General features: G+C 56.4%; 14 protein-coding genes and 1 pseudogene. 14 read left to right on the forward strand and 1 reads right to left on the reverse strand.

Annotated elements, in window-relative coordinates; all coding sequences use genetic code 11:
• Positions 1-116 precede the first annotated feature (116 nt).
• From QZQ97_RS11930 to QZQ97_RS11975, 10 genes and pseudogenes are all read left to right on the forward strand, one after another.
• Positions 117-1,172, forward strand: coding sequence for a PhoH family protein (locus QZQ97_RS11930; RefSeq protein WP_006319915.1), 1,056 nt, complete (start codon positions 117-119; stop codon positions 1,170-1,172).
• Positions 1,169-1,642: an rRNA maturation RNase YbeY gene (gene ybeY / locus QZQ97_RS11935; RefSeq protein ID WP_311993593.1), complete on the forward strand. Its 474-nt coding sequence runs from the start codon at positions 1,169-1,171 to the stop codon at positions 1,640-1,642. Before QZQ97_RS11930 ends, ybeY begins: the two co-directional genes overlap by 4 nt.
• Before the next feature lie 84 nt (positions 1,643-1,726).
• Complete coding sequence (gene corC / locus QZQ97_RS11940; protein WP_006319913.1) at positions 1,727-2,605, forward strand: CNNM family magnesium/cobalt transport protein CorC; 879 nt, start codon at positions 1,727-1,729, stop codon at positions 2,603-2,605.
• Between the two features lie 7 nt (positions 2,606-2,612).
• On the forward strand, positions 2,613-4,142 hold the full coding sequence (lnt, locus tag QZQ97_RS11945; RefSeq protein ID WP_311993594.1) for an apolipoprotein N-acyltransferase: 1,530 nt from the start codon (positions 2,613-2,615) through the stop codon (positions 4,140-4,142).
• A gap of 382 nt (positions 4,143-4,524) precedes the next feature.
• Positions 4,525-5,421, forward strand: coding sequence for an amino acid ABC transporter substrate-binding protein (locus tag QZQ97_RS11950; RefSeq protein WP_311993595.1), 897 nt, complete (start codon positions 4,525-4,527; stop codon positions 5,419-5,421).
• A gap of 211 nt (positions 5,422-5,632) precedes the next feature.
• Positions 5,633-6,373 carry an amino acid ABC transporter permease gene (locus QZQ97_RS11955; RefSeq protein ID WP_004949619.1) on the forward strand — a complete coding sequence of 247 codons (741 nt, stop codon included), beginning with the start codon at positions 5,633-5,635 and terminating at the stop codon, positions 6,371-6,373.
• Positions 6,373-7,047 carry a glutamate/aspartate ABC transporter permease GltK gene (gene gltK / locus QZQ97_RS11960; RefSeq protein WP_311993596.1) on the forward strand — a complete coding sequence of 225 codons (675 nt, stop codon included), beginning with the start codon at positions 6,373-6,375 and terminating at the stop codon, positions 7,045-7,047. The genes QZQ97_RS11955 and gltK overlap by 1 nt, the downstream gene beginning before the upstream one ends.
• A complete protein-coding gene (locus QZQ97_RS11965; protein ID WP_006319906.1) occupies positions 7,047-7,772 on the forward strand; it encodes an amino acid ABC transporter ATP-binding protein in 726 nt (241 codons plus the stop codon). Before gltK ends, QZQ97_RS11965 begins: the two co-directional genes overlap by 1 nt.
• A 123-nt stretch (positions 7,773-7,895) precedes the next feature.
• Positions 7,896-8,828, forward strand: coding sequence for a pyrimidine-specific ribonucleoside hydrolase RihA (rihA, locus tag QZQ97_RS11970; RefSeq protein WP_311993597.1), 933 nt, complete (start codon positions 7,896-7,898; stop codon positions 8,826-8,828).
• Between the two features lie 150 nt (positions 8,829-8,978).
• Positions 8,979-9,575, forward strand: a pseudogene (locus QZQ97_RS11975) (FMN-dependent NADH-azoreductase); the annotation flags it as partial.
• Between the two features lie 152 nt (positions 9,576-9,727).
• Here QZQ97_RS11975 and QZQ97_RS11980 read toward each other — a convergent pair.
• Positions 9,728-10,210, reverse strand: coding sequence for a zinc ribbon-containing protein (locus tag QZQ97_RS11980; RefSeq protein ID WP_004949608.1), 483 nt, complete (start codon positions 10,208-10,210; stop codon positions 9,728-9,730).
• Between the two features lie 276 nt (positions 10,211-10,486).
• Here QZQ97_RS11980 and leuS point away from each other — a divergent pair, with 276 nt between their 5' ends.
• Genes leuS through nadD form a run of 4 tightly spaced genes read left to right on the forward strand, consistent with a single transcriptional unit; the run spans position 10,487 to position 15,327 of the window.
• Entirely contained in the window at positions 10,487-13,069 is a 2,583-nt protein-coding gene (leuS, locus tag QZQ97_RS11985) for a leucine--tRNA ligase (RefSeq protein ID WP_311993598.1), read from the forward strand.
• Between the two features lie 14 nt (positions 13,070-13,083).
• A complete protein-coding gene (gene lptE / locus QZQ97_RS11990; RefSeq protein WP_311993599.1) occupies positions 13,084-13,644 on the forward strand; it encodes an LPS assembly lipoprotein LptE in 561 nt (186 codons plus the stop codon).
• Positions 13,641-14,675: a DNA polymerase III subunit delta gene (gene holA, locus QZQ97_RS11995; protein ID WP_311993600.1), complete on the forward strand. Its 1,035-nt coding sequence runs from the start codon at positions 13,641-13,643 to the stop codon at positions 14,673-14,675. Before lptE ends, holA begins: the two co-directional genes overlap by 4 nt.
• Positions 14,665-15,327, forward strand: a complete 663-nt coding sequence (gene nadD / locus QZQ97_RS12000) for a nicotinate-nucleotide adenylyltransferase (RefSeq protein WP_311993601.1) — start codon at positions 14,665-14,667, stop codon at positions 15,325-15,327. The genes holA and nadD overlap by 11 nt, the downstream gene beginning before the upstream one ends.
• Positions 15,328-15,443 lie beyond the last annotated feature (116 nt).

Genomic DNA, 15,443 nt, shown 5'->3' on the forward strand with positions numbered 1-15,443 from the left:
GGTAAACTTGCGCCAGTACGGCGCACCATGAATAATTCAAGATAGAAACTTCAGGGTTTGCCCTGAATGCGCGTACCGAAAATCAACCAGGCCCGATATGAGCCTTGAGGAATAGTTTGAACGTCGCAACACAAGAAATTCTGTTAGAGCCGGCAGACAATAAGCGATTGCTCAGCCTGTGCGGCCCGTTTGATGACAATATCAAACAACTCGAACGCCGGTTGGGGATTGAGATCAACCGCCGCGACAACCGTTTTAAACTGGTTGGCAAAAACCCGTGCGTGGTTGCCGCCGCCGATATCTTGCGCCACCTGTACGTGGACACCGCGCCCATTCGCGGCGTGATCCCGGATATCGACCCGGAACAGATCCATCTGGCGATCAAAGAGAGCCGGGTGCTTGAGCAGGTAGCCGACAGCGTGCCGGATTACGGCAAAGCGGTAACCATCAAGACCAAGCGCGGCATGGTGAAACCGCGCACGCCGAATCAGGCGCAGTACATCGCCAATATTCTCGATCACGACATCACCTTCGGCATTGGGCCGGCGGGGACCGGGAAGACCTATCTGGCCGTCGCCGCCGCGGTAGATGCCCTGGAGCGCCAGGAAATTCGCCGCATTCTGCTGACGCGCCCGGCGGTTGAAGCCGGTGAAAAATTGGGCTTCCTCCCGGGGGATCTAAGCCAAAAGGTCGATCCTTACCTGCGCCCGCTGTACGACGCCCTGTTCGAAATGCTGGGCTTTGAGCGCGTGGAGAAGCTGATCGAACGCAACGTGATTGAGGTTGCGCCGCTGGCCTATATGCGCGGCCGCACGCTGAACGATGCGTTTATCATTCTCGATGAAAGCCAGAACACCACCATCGAACAGATGAAGATGTTCCTGACGCGCATCGGCTTCAACTCGAAGGCGGTGATTACCGGCGACGTTACCCAGATTGACCTGCCGCGCAACCAGAAATCCGGCCTTCGCCATGCGATAGAAGTCCTGTCGGATGTCGAAGAACTGAGCTTCAACTTCTTCCATAGCGAAGACGTGGTGCGTCACCCGGTGGTAGCCCGCGTGGTTATCGCCTATGAAGCCTGGGAAGCCGCCGAACAAAAACGCAAAGACGCGATTGCCGAACAACGTAAGCACGAGGCCATCATCGCCTCTGGGCAGGAGACACTATGAGTCAGGTGATTTTGGATCTGCAGATTGCCTGTGCAGACAGCAATGGCCTGCCGGACGAAGCCACCTTCCAGCGCTGGCTGGAGGGCGTGCTGCCGCAGTTTCAGGAAGAGGCCGAGGTCACCGTTCGCCTTGTGGACGAAGCCGAGAGCAACGAGCTGAACCTGACCTACCGCGGGAAGGACAAGCCAACCAACGTGCTGTCCTTCCCGTTCGAAGCTCCGCCGGGCATCGAGTTGCCGCTGCTCGGCGATCTGATCATCTGCCGTCAGGTCGTTGAACAGGAAGCGGTTGAGCAAGACAAGGCGCTGGAAGCGCACTGGGCGCATATGGTTGTCCACGGCAGCCTTCATCTGCTAGGGTATGACCACATCGAAGACGATGAAGCCGAAGAAATGGAGTCTTTGGAAACCGAAATCATGCACGGCCTGGGCTATCCGGACCCGTACCTGGCGGAAAAAGACCCCATCTGACGTCAGCTGATTCCCCCGCAGCCCCTGTAAGGGGCTGTCGCTGACGCCCCTAACTCTTACATGAGTGATATTAACTAAAACGCCATGAGCGACGACCATTCACAAAGCAATGACAGCCCCAGTCCCAAGAAGGGGTTCTTTACTCTCATCCTTAACCAGCTGTTCCACGGCGAACCGAAAAACCGTGGCGATCTGGTAGAGCTGATCCGCGACTCCGAGCAAAACGATCTGATCGACCCCGATACCCGAGACATGCTGGAAGGCGTGATGGATATCGCCGAGCAGCGCGTGCGCGATATCATGATCCCGCGATCCCAAATGGTCACGCTCAAGCGTAACCAGACGCTGGAAGAGTGCCTGGACGTGATTATTGAATCCGCCCACTCGCGCTTCCCGGTGATCAGCGAAGATAAAGATCACATCGAAGGCATTCTGATGGCCAAGGATCTGCTGCCGTTTATGCGCGCAGAGTCTGAGCCGTTCAGCATCGACAAGGTGCTGCGCACCGCGGTGGTGGTGCCCGAAAGCAAGCGGGTTGATCGGATGCTGAAGGAGTTCCGCTCCCAGCGCTATCACATGGCGATTGTCATTGACGAATTCGGCGGCGTTTCCGGCCTGGTCACCATCGAAGACATTCTGGAACTGATTGTCGGCGAAATCGAAGACGAATATGACGACGAAGAAGATCTGGACATCCGCCAACTCAGCCGCCATATGTATACCGTGCGGGCGTTGGCGCCGATTGAAGACTTCAACGAAGCCTTCAATACGCACTTCAGCGACGACGAGGTCGACACCATCGGTGGCCTGGTGATGCAGGCCTTCGGGCATCTGCCCGCGCGCGGGGAAACCATTGAAATCGAAGGTTACCTATTTAAAGTTGCGATGGCCGACAGTCGACGTATCATCCAGGTTCATGTAAAAATTCCGGACGATTCTCCGCAACCGAAACTGGAAGACTAAATCCAACATGGCTAAAGCCTCTTTCCTTGAACGCCAGCGGGTTCGCGCCCTGCTGGCGCTGTTGTCTGGTGCCGGCGGCGCGCTGGCGTTTTCTCCTTACGATATATGGCCTGCGGCCATTGTTTCCCTGTTCGGCCTGCTGGCCGTTACCCTGAACCGCACCACCAAACAATCCGCCCTGCTCGGCTTCTGCTGGGGATTCGGTCTGTTTGGCGCCGGCGTCAACTGGGTTTACGTCAGCATTGCCGACTTCGGCGGCATGCCGTTTGCCGTCAATATTTTCCTGGTCGCGCTGCTGGCCGCCTACCTGGCTTTGTATACCGGGCTGTTCGCCGGTTTGCTGGCGCGCCTGTGGCCGACCACCAGTTGGTACCGCCTGGCGATTGCCGCACCGGTGCTGTGGCAAGTGACCGAGTTTCTGCGCGGTTGGGTGTTGACCGGCTTCCCCTGGTTGCAATTCGGCTACAGTCAGCTCAATGGCCCGCTGAAAGGCGTCGCGCCGCTGCTGGGGGTTGATGCCATCACCTTTATGCTGATGGCGATCGCCGGGTTGCTGGTGTATGCCATCAATCAACGCCGGGTTGCCTCTGCGGTCGTTGCCATCGCACTGCTGTTGTTACCCTGGCCGCTGCGTCAGTTGCACTGGTTTACCCCGCAACCGGAGAAAGCGGTGAATGTCGCCATGGTACAAGGCAACATTGCTCAATCGATGAAGTGGGATCCGAAAGCGCTGGTCAGCACGCTGCAAACCTATCTGGATGAAACCCGTCCTTATATGGGCAAGGCGCCGATCATCATCTGGCCGGAATCCGCCATCCCGGATTACGAAGCCAGCCAGAACGGCTTCCTGACCATGATGGACGACCTGATGCGCGCCAAAAACAGCAGCCTGATCACCGGTATTGTTGATGTACGCGCCACCCCGCAGGGCCAGCAAATCTATAACAGCGCCATTGTATTGGGTGAACAGACGCCGTACGTCTACCCGGCCAAAGACCGCTATAACAAGCATCATCTGGTGCCGTTCGGCGAATTTGTGCCGCTGGAAACGTTGTTGAGACCATTGGCGCCGTTCTTCGATCTGCCAATGTCATCCTTCAGCCGTGGCGATTACGTTCAACCGCAGTTGAGCGTGAAGGGGTATAACCTGACGGCGGCGATCTGTTATGAGATTGTCCTCGGCCAGCAGGTGCGCGATAACTTCCGCCCGGACACCAACTTCCTGCTGACCCTCTCCAATGACGCCTGGTTCGGCCATTCCATCGGTCCATGGCAACACTTCCAGATGGCGCGCATGCGTGCGCTGGAATTGGGCCGCCCGCTGTTACGCAGCACCAACAACGGCGTAACCGCCGCTGTTGACGCCAACGGTGAGGTGATAGCCGAGATCCCGCAGTTCACCCGCAGCGTGCTCGAGGTGAAAGTCACCCCGACTACCGGCATTACGCCATACGCCCGCTTTGGTGCCACGCCGTTGTGGATCATCACCCTGCTGCTTGGCGGCATGGCGTTGATGCTGGGTCTGCGTCGCAAGTAATCTTACCCGGTGCGCAGTTCACTGAACTGCGCACCGCGTCCTTCCCCCGTCAAATGCCCCATCAAATCAACGCTTCTGGCACACTCCTTGCTTTAATTACTCTGTGATTTAAAGCCGATTTACTTTTACTGACGTTTTGTCGCACTTACGCACAACTTGAGAGCATCACCGGCACCGGAAAGGTGCATCGGGGTTTTGTTGCATTAATTTGGTGCGCGTGGCGTCTCAAAAAATGAAACATTTTAGTTTCATTGCATTCACAATCGGCTATTTTCTAACGGTTATCTGTTCCAAGACTATCTTTATATCTTGAGTAAGAGATCCCTGTTTTACACCTGACGCTCTTTCGTCAGAACCACGACAACAGCAAAGGAGCTGGACCATGCAAATGCGTAAATTGGCGTTATCGTTACTGCTGATCGGTATGGCGGGTAACGTAGCCCATGCGGAAGAACTGACCGGTACGCTGAAGAAAATCAAAGACAACGGCGTGATCGTTGTCGGCCACCGCGAATCGTCAGTGCCGTTCTCCTACTACGACAACCAGCAGAAAGTTGTGGGCTACTCCCAGGACTACTCCAACCAAATCGTTGAAGCTGTTAAGAAAAAACTCAACATCCCCGATCTGCAAGTAAAAATGCTGCCGATCACCTCGCAGAACCGTATCCCGCTTCTGCAGAACGGCACCTTTGATTTTGAATGCGGTTCAACCACCAACAACATTGAACGTCAAAAACAGGCGGCCTTCTCCGACACCATCTTCGTGGTAGGTACCCGCCTGCTGGTGAAAAAAGGCTCTGACGTCAAAGACTTCAAAGACCTGGCCGGCAAACCGGTGGTAGTCACCTCCGGCACCACGTCAGAAGTGCTGCTGAACAAACTGAACGACAGCGGCAAGATGAACATGCGTATCATCAGCGCCAAAGACCACGGTGACTCGTTCCGCACCCTGGAAAGCGGCCGTGCCGTAGCCTTCATGATGGATGACGCGCTGCTGGCGGGCGAACGAGCCAAAGCGAAGAAGCCGGATCAATGGGAAATTCTCGGCACACCGCAGTCGAAAGAAGCTTACGGCTGTATGCTGCGTAAAGACGACGCCGAGTTCAAAAAACTGGTCGATGACACCATCGCTCAGGCCCAAACCTCCGGTGAAGCGGCAAAATGGTTTGATAAATGGTTCAACCAGCCCATTCCACCAAAGAACCTCAACATGAACTTCGCCCTGTCAGACGACATGAAGCAACTGTTCAAAGAACCGAACGATAAAGCACTGAACTAATAGAAAAAGAGCTGGGGCGGCCGCCAGGCCAAACCAGCCCTGTTGATGGCTGGGACAGACAGGAATGAGGGGGGCCGTTCCCCTCCCTCATTTTCCCCCTAACTCACAACCGATATCCGCGCGCATAAGCCAGCCTGACTGGCCGCGATTCGATCGGCGCTGAATGGTCATCAATCTTTAGGCGCTCTGCGCCCGCTTAACGGAGTTTGTTATGTCAATAGATTGGAACTGGGGTATCTTCCTGCAGCAGGCCCCGTTTGGGAATACCACCTACCTCGGCTGGATTTGGTCCGGCTTCCAGGTTACGGTAGCCCTCTCCGTCTGTGCTTGGATTATCGCTTTCTTTGTCGGTTCGCTGTTCGGTATTTTGCGTACCGTACCAAACCGTTTTCTTTCCGCTCTCGGTACCTGTTACGTCGAATTGTTCCGTAATGTGCCGCTGATTGTGCAATTCTTTACCTGGTATCTGGTGGTTCCGGAACTGCTGCCGGCCAATCTGGGTATGTGGTTCAAAACCGAACTCGATCCTAACGTGCAGTTCTTTATCTCCTCCATGCTTTGCCTTGGGCTGTTTACCGCTGCCCGCGTATGCGAACAGGTGCGCGCCGCTATTCAATCCCTGCCGCGTGGCCAACGCGCCGCCGGGCTCGCCATGGGCTTGACGCTGCCGCAAACCTATCGCTACGTGCTGTTGCCGAACGCCTACCGGGTGATTGTGCCGCCGATGACCTCGGAAATGCTCAACCTGGTCAAAAACTCCGCCATCGCTTCAACCATTGGTCTGGTGGATATGGCCGCTCAAGCCGGTAAACTGCTGGATTACTCCGCGCATGCCTATGAATCCTTTACCGCCATTACGCTGGCCTATATCGGCATCAACGCCGTGATCATGCTGTTTATGCGTCTGGTAGAGAAGAAAGTGCAGTTGCCTGGCAATATGGGGAGTAAATAATGTACGAATTTGACTGGGCATCCATTGTCCCAAGCTTCCCTTACCTGCTGCAAGGGTTGGCCATCACGCTGAAGATCACCGTGACCGCCATCGTTTTCGGCATCCTCTGGGGCACCATTTTGGCGGTCATGCGCCTGTCGCCAATCAAGCCTATCAGCTGGTTTGCCACGCTCTACGTCAACCTTTTCCGTTCCGTACCGCTGGTGATGGTGCTGCTGTGGTTCTACCTGGTGGTTCCAAGCTTATTACAACAAGTTCTGGGGCTGTCGCCGAAAACCGATATTCGCCTGATCTCGGCTATGGTAGCCTTTTCCCTGTTTGAAGCGGCCTATTACTCGGAAATTATCCGCGCCGGCATTATCAGTATTTCCCGCGGCCAGTCTTCCGCCGCGCTGGCGTTGGGTATGACCCACTGGCAGTCGATGAAGCTGGTGATCCTGCCGCAGGCGTTCCGCGCAATGGTTCCGCTGCTGCTGACTCAGGGCATCGTACTGTTCCAGGATACTTCGCTGGTCTACGTACTGAGCCTGGCCGACTTCTTCCGTACCGCCTCAACCATCGGTGAGCGCGACGGCACACAGGTTGAAATGATCCTGTTCGCCGGCTTTGTCTATTTTGTTATCAGTCTCGCCGCCTCGGCGCTGGTAAGCTATTTGAAGAAAAGGACTGTTTGATGATATCCCTGAAAAATGTTTCTAAGTGGTACGGTCACTTTCAGGTTCTGACCGATTGCACCACAGAAGTAAAAAAAGGCGAGGTGGTGGTGGTCTGCGGTCCTTCAGGCTCGGGCAAATCTACCCTGATCAAAACCGTCAACGGTCTGGAGCCGATTCAGCAAGGCGATATCCTGGTGAACGGCACGGCGGTCAACAACAAGAGCACCAACCTGGCGCAGCTGCGTTCCAAAGTGGGCATGGTATTCCAGCACTTTGAGCTGTTCCCGCACTTGTCGATCATCGACAATCTGACGCTGGCGCAGGTAAAAGTGCTCAAACGCGATAAAGCCGCCTCCCGCGAGAAAGGCCTGAAGTTGCTGGAACGCGTCGGCCTGACCGCCCACGCCAACAAGTTCCCCGGGCAGCTTTCCGGCGGCCAGCAGCAGCGTGTGGCCATCGCTCGTGCGCTATGCATGGATCCGATCGCCATGCTGTTCGATGAACCGACCTCAGCGCTTGATCCGGAAATGATCAACGAAGTGCTGGACGTCATGGTCGAGTTGGCGCAAGAAGGCATGACCATGATGGTGGTAACCCACGAAATGGGCTTTGCCCGTAAGGTGGCCCACCGGGTGATCTTCATGGACGAAGGCAAAATCGTCGAAGACCGCAACAAAGACGACTTCTTCAACAACCCGGAGTCCGAACGCGCCAAAGACTTCCTGGCCAAGATCCTGCATTGATTAATTGACACTATGCGCCCCACCCGGGGCCGCATTCTCACGCCCCCCTTCCCGGCACTAAAAGCGCTTGTTTCTCTCCGATTTTGATCCGATGCTCGCTGGATAACAACAAAGGAGATAAACATGCCCCGCCCTATCATTATCGATTGCGACCCCGGCCTGGACGACGCCATTGCCCTTGCCATGGCGCTGCGCTCGCCGGAACTGGACGTCAAGGCCATCACCACCTCTGCCGGCAACCAGACGCCGGAGAAAACCCTGCATAACGCGCTTGGCCTGCTGACGCTGATGAAACGCGAAGATATTCCCGTCGCTGCCGGTGCTGCAACGCCGCTGATGCGCGCGCTGGTGATTGCCGATCATGTCCACGGTAAAACCGGCATGGGCAATACTCATCTGCCAACGCCAAGGATAAAGCCGGCCGCGCAAACCGCCGTGGAACTGATAGCCGGGCTGCTGCGCACCAGTCCGCAGCCGATCACCCTGGTGGTTACCGGCCCGATGACCAATATCGCCCTGTTACTGGCCCAGCACGCCGAGCTGAAAGGCAACATCGAGCGCATTGTATTTATGGGCGGTGGCATGAATGCCGGCAACGCCACGCCGGTGGCGGAATTCAATATCTTCGTCGATCCCGAAGCCGCAGAAATAGTGCTGAAGTCCGGCGTACCGCTGACCATGGCCGGGTTGAACGTTACCCATCAGGCACTGGTGCTGCCGAAGGATATCGAACGTATCCGCCAGATTGACAACCCGGTGGCGCAGGCGGTCGCAGAGATGCTCGATTTCTATCTGCCGCTGTACCTCCGCCACCCGCGCGGGTTGTCGGGTGCCGCGATGCACGATCCCTGTACCATTGCCTGGCTGCTGGCACCGCAGCTGTTTACCGGCATCGAACGCTGGGTCGGCGTGGAAACCAAAGGGGAATATACCCTCGGCATGACGGTGGTGGATGACTTCCAGCAGAGCGGCAAACCGGCCAACGTTCAAGTGCTGACCGGTATTGATCGCGAAGGATTTATCGAGCTGCTGATTGAACGCGTGGCACGCTACTGATCCGTCGGGGCGCCCATTGCGCCCTGATACATTCAATTTTTTTGATTTAACTCAGCGAATTTTTACGCTATCACCGGCTGCAGCTTGCCTCTAAGATGCTTTACACACACAGCATCACTTATCCCTTAGAGTAAGCCCGGAGATAGCCTAATGAGTCGCATACTGGTCCTGAAATCAAGTATTCTGGGCGATTTTTCCCAGTCTGGAAAATTAGTCGATTTTTTTGTTGAACAGTGGCGCAAAGCGCATCCGGATGACACCTTTACCGTTCGTGATCTGGCCAACCCAACTCTGCCCGAACTGGATGGCGAAGTGATTGGCGGTTTTAACGCCGGTGATAACCCCTTGACGCCGCACCAAAAAGAGACGCTGGCGCTTTCCGATTAGCTGATTGCTGAATTGAAATCGCACGATACCATTATCATCGGTGCCCCGATGTACAACTTCAATATTCCCACTCAACTGAAGATCTACTTCGATCTGGTGGCCCGCGCCGGCCAAACCTTCCGTTACACCTCTGAAGGCGCGGAAGGCCTGGTTACGGGTAAAAAAGCGGTGGTGATCTCCAGCCGCGGCGGTATCCACGCCGATACGCCAACCGATCTGATCACCCCTTATCTGAAGTTGTTCCTCGGGTTTATCGGCATCACCGACGTAGAATTCGTGCTGGCGGAAGGTTTTGCCTATGGGCCGGATGCCGCTGAAAAAGCCGCGCAAGACAGCCGCGTCGCCGTGACGCAAAAGGTGCCGGTCAGGGTACAGTTAGCCCCAGTAACCCAGCCTGCGGCGCTACAGGCCCCGGCGAACGGCGGTTTTCTGAGTAATCTGATGAAAAAGCTTTTCGGCTGATCGCCTCCCCTCATTCTGACTTGCCGGGCAAAAAGAATGAGGGGGAAAACTCAAGGTTCGAAAGGCCGACGCTGGAACTGGTCATGGCCGCACTTAGGGCAGAGCGGCAGCACTTCCGGCGTGTAAAACGCCAAATGATGGTGGCACTGTTCGCACACCAGATTACCCAGCCCGACCACCTCACCGCTGTGGTAGACGCCGTGATGGCTGACGTCTTTAAACACTTCTCGCCATTCCAACTGGGTTTTATCCGTAATGTCCGCCAGTTCCTGCCACAGGCTCTCCTTGATGACCCGCATAAAGACGCTGTCGGTAAACTCACCCTTGCTTTCCTGGTAACTGCGGGCGAACTCTTCCAGGTCGCGCCGTACCGCCTGGATCACCTGCTCCACCTCACCACGCGTCAATTCGCCCGCTTCGTTCAGCCGTTTTTCGGCACCGGCGACCAATTCGTCAATATCACGCTCTCCATTTTTCAGGCGTTCGGTCAGAGATGCCACCAATTCGCGGTAATACTGAGCAACCTTGTTCATATTCTCTCCTCGATGAACTTACGTGACAGGGCTTATCTCCCAAAACTATCTCTTATCATTTTAGTCGTAAATTGCTGATGTCACTTGGCAAGGCACGGGATCCTCAAGATGTGAGTCATATCATGGCGGGGATTTTTTAAATACGCTGAGTCGGGCGCTTGGTGTTGTTGCCGGGAGGTCTTATCAGCTATGCTATGCGGATCTACGAATACTAAATCTTCATTGCGTTATCTCTGACTGAGGTAACGGTTTACACCTACAGGACCACCGGCCGCCATGCAAGAGCAATACCGTCCAGAAGACATAGAATCGAACGTACAGCTTCACTGGCAAGAGAAGCAAACTTTCAAGGTTACCGAAGACGCGAGCAAGGAAAAGTACTACTGCCTATCCATGCTGCCCTACCCATCAGGCCGTCTGCACATGGGACACGTTCGTAACTACACTATCGGCGACGTGATCTCGCGCTATCAGCGCATGCTGGGCAAAAACGTGCTGCAGCCCATCGGCTGGGATGCGTTCGGCCTGCCGGCGGAAGGCGCCGCGGTGAAGAACAACACCGCACCGGCCCCGTGGACCTACGACAACATCGAATACATGAAGAACCAGTTGAAGCTGCTGGGCTTCGGCTATGACTGGGATCGCGAGATCGCCACCTGCGATCCGGATTACTACCGTTGGGAACAGTGGTTCTTCACCAAGCTGTACGAAAAAGGCCTGGTCTACAAGAAAACCTCTGCGGTCAACTGGTGCCCGCACGATCTGACCGTACTGGCCAACGAACAGGTTATCGACGGCTGCTGCTGGCGCTGCGACACCAAGGTCGAGCGTAAAGAGATCCCGCAGTGGTTTATCAAAATCACCGACTACGCCGATCAGTTGCTGAACGATCTGGATACGCTGGAAAGCTGGCCAGAGCAGGTGAAAACCATGCAGCGCAACTGGATTGGCCGTTCTGAAGGGGTGGACATCACCTTTGACGTGGCGGGCAGCGACGAGAAGCTGACCGTTTACACCACCCGCCCGGATACCTTCATGGGCGCCACCTATGTGGCCGTCGCTGCGGGCCATCCGCTGGCGCAACAGGGTGCGGTGAATAACCCGGCGCTGGCTGAATTTATCGAAGAGTGCCGCAATACAAAAGTGGCCGAAGCCGACATGGCGACGATGGAGAAGAAAGGCATGCCGACCGGCCTGTTCGCCATTCATCCGCTGTCCGGCGAGAAAGTGCCGGTTTGGGTTGCCAACTTCGTCTTGATGGAATACGGCACCGGCGCGGTGATGGCGGTTCCGGCTCACGATCAGCGCGACTGGGAGTTCGCCACCAAATATGGCCTGCCGATCAAACCGGTCGTGCTGACGCTCGACGGCAGCCAGCCGGACGTACACGCTGAAGCGATGACCGAAAAAGGCACGCTGTTCAACTCCGGCGAGTTCGATGGCCTGGATCACGAAGCCGGTTTCAACGCCATTGCCGACAAACTGGTCGCCAAGGGCGTGGCCCAACGCAAGGTCAACTACCGTCTGCGCGACTGGGGTGTCTCTCGTCAACGTTACTGGGGTGCCCCGATCCCGATGGTGACGCTGGAAGACGGCACCGTGATGCCAACACCGGAAGACCAACTGCCGGTGATCCTGCCGGAAGATGTAGTGATGGACGGCATTACCAGCCCGATCAAAGCCGATCCCGAGTGGGCGAAAACCACCGTTAACGGCCAGCCGGCACTGCGTGAAACCGACACCTTTGACACCTTTATGGAGTCCTCCTGGTACTACGCGCGCTACACCTGCCCGCAGTACGACCAGGGCATGCTGGACCCGGCCGCCGCCAACTACTGGCTGCCGGTCGATCAGTATGTCGGCGGTATCGAACACGCCATCATGCACCTGATGTATTTCCGCTTCTTCCACAAGCTGTTGCGTGACGCAGGCCTGGTCGATTCCGACGAGCCGGCAAAACGCCTGCTGTGCCAGGGCATGGTGCTGGCGGACGCCTTCTACTACACCGGCAACAGCGGCGAGCGCGTCTGGGTTTCCCCGGTCGATGCCACCGTTGAACGCGACGACAAAGGCCGCATTGTTAAAGCCACCGATCCACAAGGCCGCGAACTGGTCTATGCTGGCATGAGCAAAATGTCGAAGTCGAAAAACAACGGCATCGATCCGCAGGTGATGGTCGAGAAATACGGCGCGGATACCGTGCGTCTGTTCATGATGTTCGCTTCACCGGCAGAAATGACGCTGGAATGGCAGGAATCCGGTGTGGAAGGGGCAAACCGCTTCCTGAAACGCGTTTGGAAACTGGCCTACGAACACCTTGAGAAAGGCGCAGTCCAGCCGCTGAACGTCGCGACGCTGAACGAAGATCAGAAAGCGCTGCGCCGTGATCTGCATAAGACCATCGCCAAAGTGACCGATGATATTGGCCGTCGTCAGACCTTCAACACCGCCATTGCGGCCGTGATGGAGCTGATGAACAAACTGGCCCGCGCTCCGCAGGAAAGCGAGCAGGATCGCGCTCTGCTGCAGGAAGCGTTGCTGTCCGTCGTTCGTATGCTGTATCCGTTTACCCCGCACGTTTGCTTCTCGCTGTGGCAGGCGTTGGGCGGCGAAGGCGATGTAGATACCGCAGCCTGGCCGCAGGCTGACGAACAAGCGATGGTCGAAGACTCCAAGCTGGTTGTCGTGCAGGTAAACGGCAAAGTTCGCGCTAAAATCACTGTGGCAGCAGATGCAACCGAAGAGCAGGTACGTGCGCGTGCCGCTGAGGAACATCTGGTCGCTAAATATCTGGACGGGGTTACGGTTCGTAAAGTGATCTATGTTCCGGGCAAATTGCTTAACCTGGTTGTGGGTTAACACAAGGAGGAGTTGTGCGACATCGTATTCTGACGCTGTTGCTGGGGTTGGCGGTGCTGGTCACCGCCGGCTGCGGTTTTCACCTGCGTGGCACCACGCAGGTCCCTTCGGAAATGAAAACGCTGATACTGGACAGTGGGGATCCTTATGGTCCGCTGACCCGTGCAGTGCGTGAGCAATTGCGTCTGAATGACGTGACAATCGTCAAGGATCCGAAACGTAAGGATATTCCTTCCCTGCGTATCATCGGTTCCAGCGAAAGCCAGGACACCGCCTCGATCTTCCAGGACGGCAAAACCGCTGAGTATCAGATGGTGCTGACCGTTCAGGCTCAGGTGCTGATCCCGGGTCATGATCTGTATCCGCTGAACGTGAAAGTCTTCCGTTCGTTCTTCGATAACCCGCTGACCGCGCTGGCAAAGGACTCCGAACAGGATATTATTCGCCAGGAAATGCGTGATCAGGCCGCCCAGCAACTGGTGCGCAAACTGCTCGCCGTACACGCGGCGGAAGAACAAGCTCAGCAAAAAGCTGCCGCCGCCGGTGAAAAAGCGGAAAGTCTGTCAGCGCAATGATCCGTATTTATCCTGAACAACTTGCCGCGCAGCTCCGAGAGGGGCTGCGCGCTTGTTATTTATTGAGTGGCAATGAACCGTTACTGCTGCAGGAAAGCCAGGATCTGATCCGGCAGGCCGCGCAACAGCAGCAGTTCACCGAGCACTACAGCATTGCTCTCGACGCCCATACCGACTGGGACGCCATTTTCAGCATCTGTCAGGCCATGAGCCTGTTCGCCAGCCGCCAGACGCTGCTGCTGATCTTCCCGGAAAACGGCCCGACCGCCCCCCTAGGTGAACAACTGATTAAGCTGGCGGCTCTGCTGCATGACGACATCTTGCTGATGCTGCGCGGCCCTCGCCTGACCAAAGCGCAGGAAAACAGCGCCTGGTTCAAGGCGCTTAGCCCGAATGGCGCTTACGTCAGTTGCCAGACGCCTGAACAGGCGCAGCTGCCGCGCTGGGTGGCGCAACGAGCCAAAAGCATGAAGCTCGAGTTGGACGATGCGGCCAACCAGCTGCTGTGTTACTGCTACGAAGGCAACCTGCTGGCGTTATCACAGGCACTGGAAAGACTGTCTCTGTTGCATCCGGACGGCAAACTCACGCTGCCGCGCGTTGCACTGGCGGTCAATGACGCCGCTCACTTTACGCCATTTCACTGGCTGGACGCCCTGCTGGCGGGCAAAAGCAAGCGCGCCTGGCATATCCTGCAGCAAATGCAGCAGGAAGATGTCGAACCGGTGATCCTGTTGCGCACCCTGCAACGCGAGCTGTTGCAACTGCTGAACCTGCAACGACGCATGGCCTCGGTGCCGCTGCGCACGCTGTTCGATCAATACAAGGTCTGGCAAAACCGTCGTAACCTGGTGACTCAGGCGCTGCAGCGGCTGTCCGGCGCTCAATTGCAGCAAGCGGTTCATCTGCTGGCGCAAATTGAAATCACCCTTAAACAGGATTACGGTCAGTCGGTGTGGCCGGAACTGGAAACCCTGTCGATGCTGCTGTGCGGCAAACCCCTGGCCACGAGTTTTTCAGATGCCCACTAATCCGCAAAGCGCGACAATCCTGCATGCCCTGTTCGGCGGCACCTTTGATCCTATCCATTACGGCCATTTGCGGCCGGTGGAAGCGCTGGCCGCAGAAGTCGGCCTGAACCAGGTCACGCTGCTGCCAAATCACGTCCCCCCCCACCGCCCGCAGCCTGAGGCCAATGCCCAACAACGGCTGAAGATGGTGGAGCTGGCGATCGCCAATAACCCGCTGTTCGCCGTTGACGATCGTGAACTGCACCGCACGGCGCCTTCCTATACCATTGAGACGTTGGAAACCCTTCGTAAAGAACGAGGACCCACGTTGCCGTTGGCGTTTATTATTGGTCAGGATTCACTGTTGACGCTGCACAAATGGCACCGTTGGCAGGCGTTGCTGGATGTCTGCCATCTGTTGGTGCTGGCCCGCCCTGGCTACAATGACCAAATGGATACGCCGGAACTGCAACAATGGCTGGAGCGCCATCGGGTCACCGACGCCGCGCTGCTCAGCCAACGGCCGCAGGGGCATATTTATCTGGCCGATACGCCGTTGTTGGAAATTTCCGCCACGGAAATCCGCCACCGCCGCCATCAGGGCATCAGCTGTGACGATCTGTTGCCGCGCTCAGTACAGCGCTATATCGAGTTACAGGGTTTATATCGCTAGCCGAAGTCACGTGATATACTGCGCCGCTATTTTTCAGGTATTCGCTGAAAACCCCGGAAACCTTAGCTGGCCGGGCAATTACCAGCTGGCTTTCAGCGGCATCCTGCCGACATTAT

It is taken from the genome of Serratia sp. root2, from assembly GCF_031931805.1.
GTDB classification, from domain to species: Bacteria; Pseudomonadota; Gammaproteobacteria; order Enterobacterales; family Enterobacteriaceae; genus Serratia; species Serratia inhibens.

Excerpts from the sequence above, each read along its gene's own strand:
- ybeY (WP_311993593.1), top strand. The coding sequence starts at position 1,169 with ATGAGTCAGGTGATTTTGGATCTGCAGATTGCCTGTGCAGACAGCAAT.
- corC (WP_006319913.1), top strand. The coding sequence starts at position 1,727 with ATGAGCGACGACCATTCACAAAGCAATGACAGCCCCAGTCCCAAGAAG.
- lnt (WP_311993594.1), top strand. The coding sequence starts at position 2,613 with ATGGCTAAAGCCTCTTTCCTTGAACGCCAGCGGGTTCGCGCCCTGCTG.
- QZQ97_RS11950 (WP_311993595.1), top strand. The coding sequence starts at position 4,525 with ATGCAAATGCGTAAATTGGCGTTATCGTTACTGCTGATCGGTATGGCG.
- QZQ97_RS11955 (WP_004949619.1), top strand. The coding sequence starts at position 5,633 with ATGTCAATAGATTGGAACTGGGGTATCTTCCTGCAGCAGGCCCCGTTT.
- gltK (WP_311993596.1), top strand. The coding sequence starts at position 6,373 with ATGTACGAATTTGACTGGGCATCCATTGTCCCAAGCTTCCCTTACCTG.
- QZQ97_RS11965 (WP_006319906.1), top strand. The coding sequence starts at position 7,047 with ATGATATCCCTGAAAAATGTTTCTAAGTGGTACGGTCACTTTCAGGTT.
- rihA (WP_311993597.1), top strand. The coding sequence starts at position 7,896 with ATGCCCCGCCCTATCATTATCGATTGCGACCCCGGCCTGGACGACGCC.
- QZQ97_RS11980 (WP_004949608.1), bottom strand. The coding sequence starts at position 10,210 with ATGAACAAGGTTGCTCAGTATTACCGCGAATTGGTGGCATCTCTGACC.
- leuS (WP_311993598.1), top strand. The coding sequence starts at position 10,487 with ATGCAAGAGCAATACCGTCCAGAAGACATAGAATCGAACGTACAGCTT.
- holA (WP_311993600.1), top strand. The coding sequence starts at position 13,641 with ATGATCCGTATTTATCCTGAACAACTTGCCGCGCAGCTCCGAGAGGGG.
- nadD (WP_311993601.1), top strand. The coding sequence starts at position 14,665 with ATGCCCACTAATCCGCAAAGCGCGACAATCCTGCATGCCCTGTTCGGC.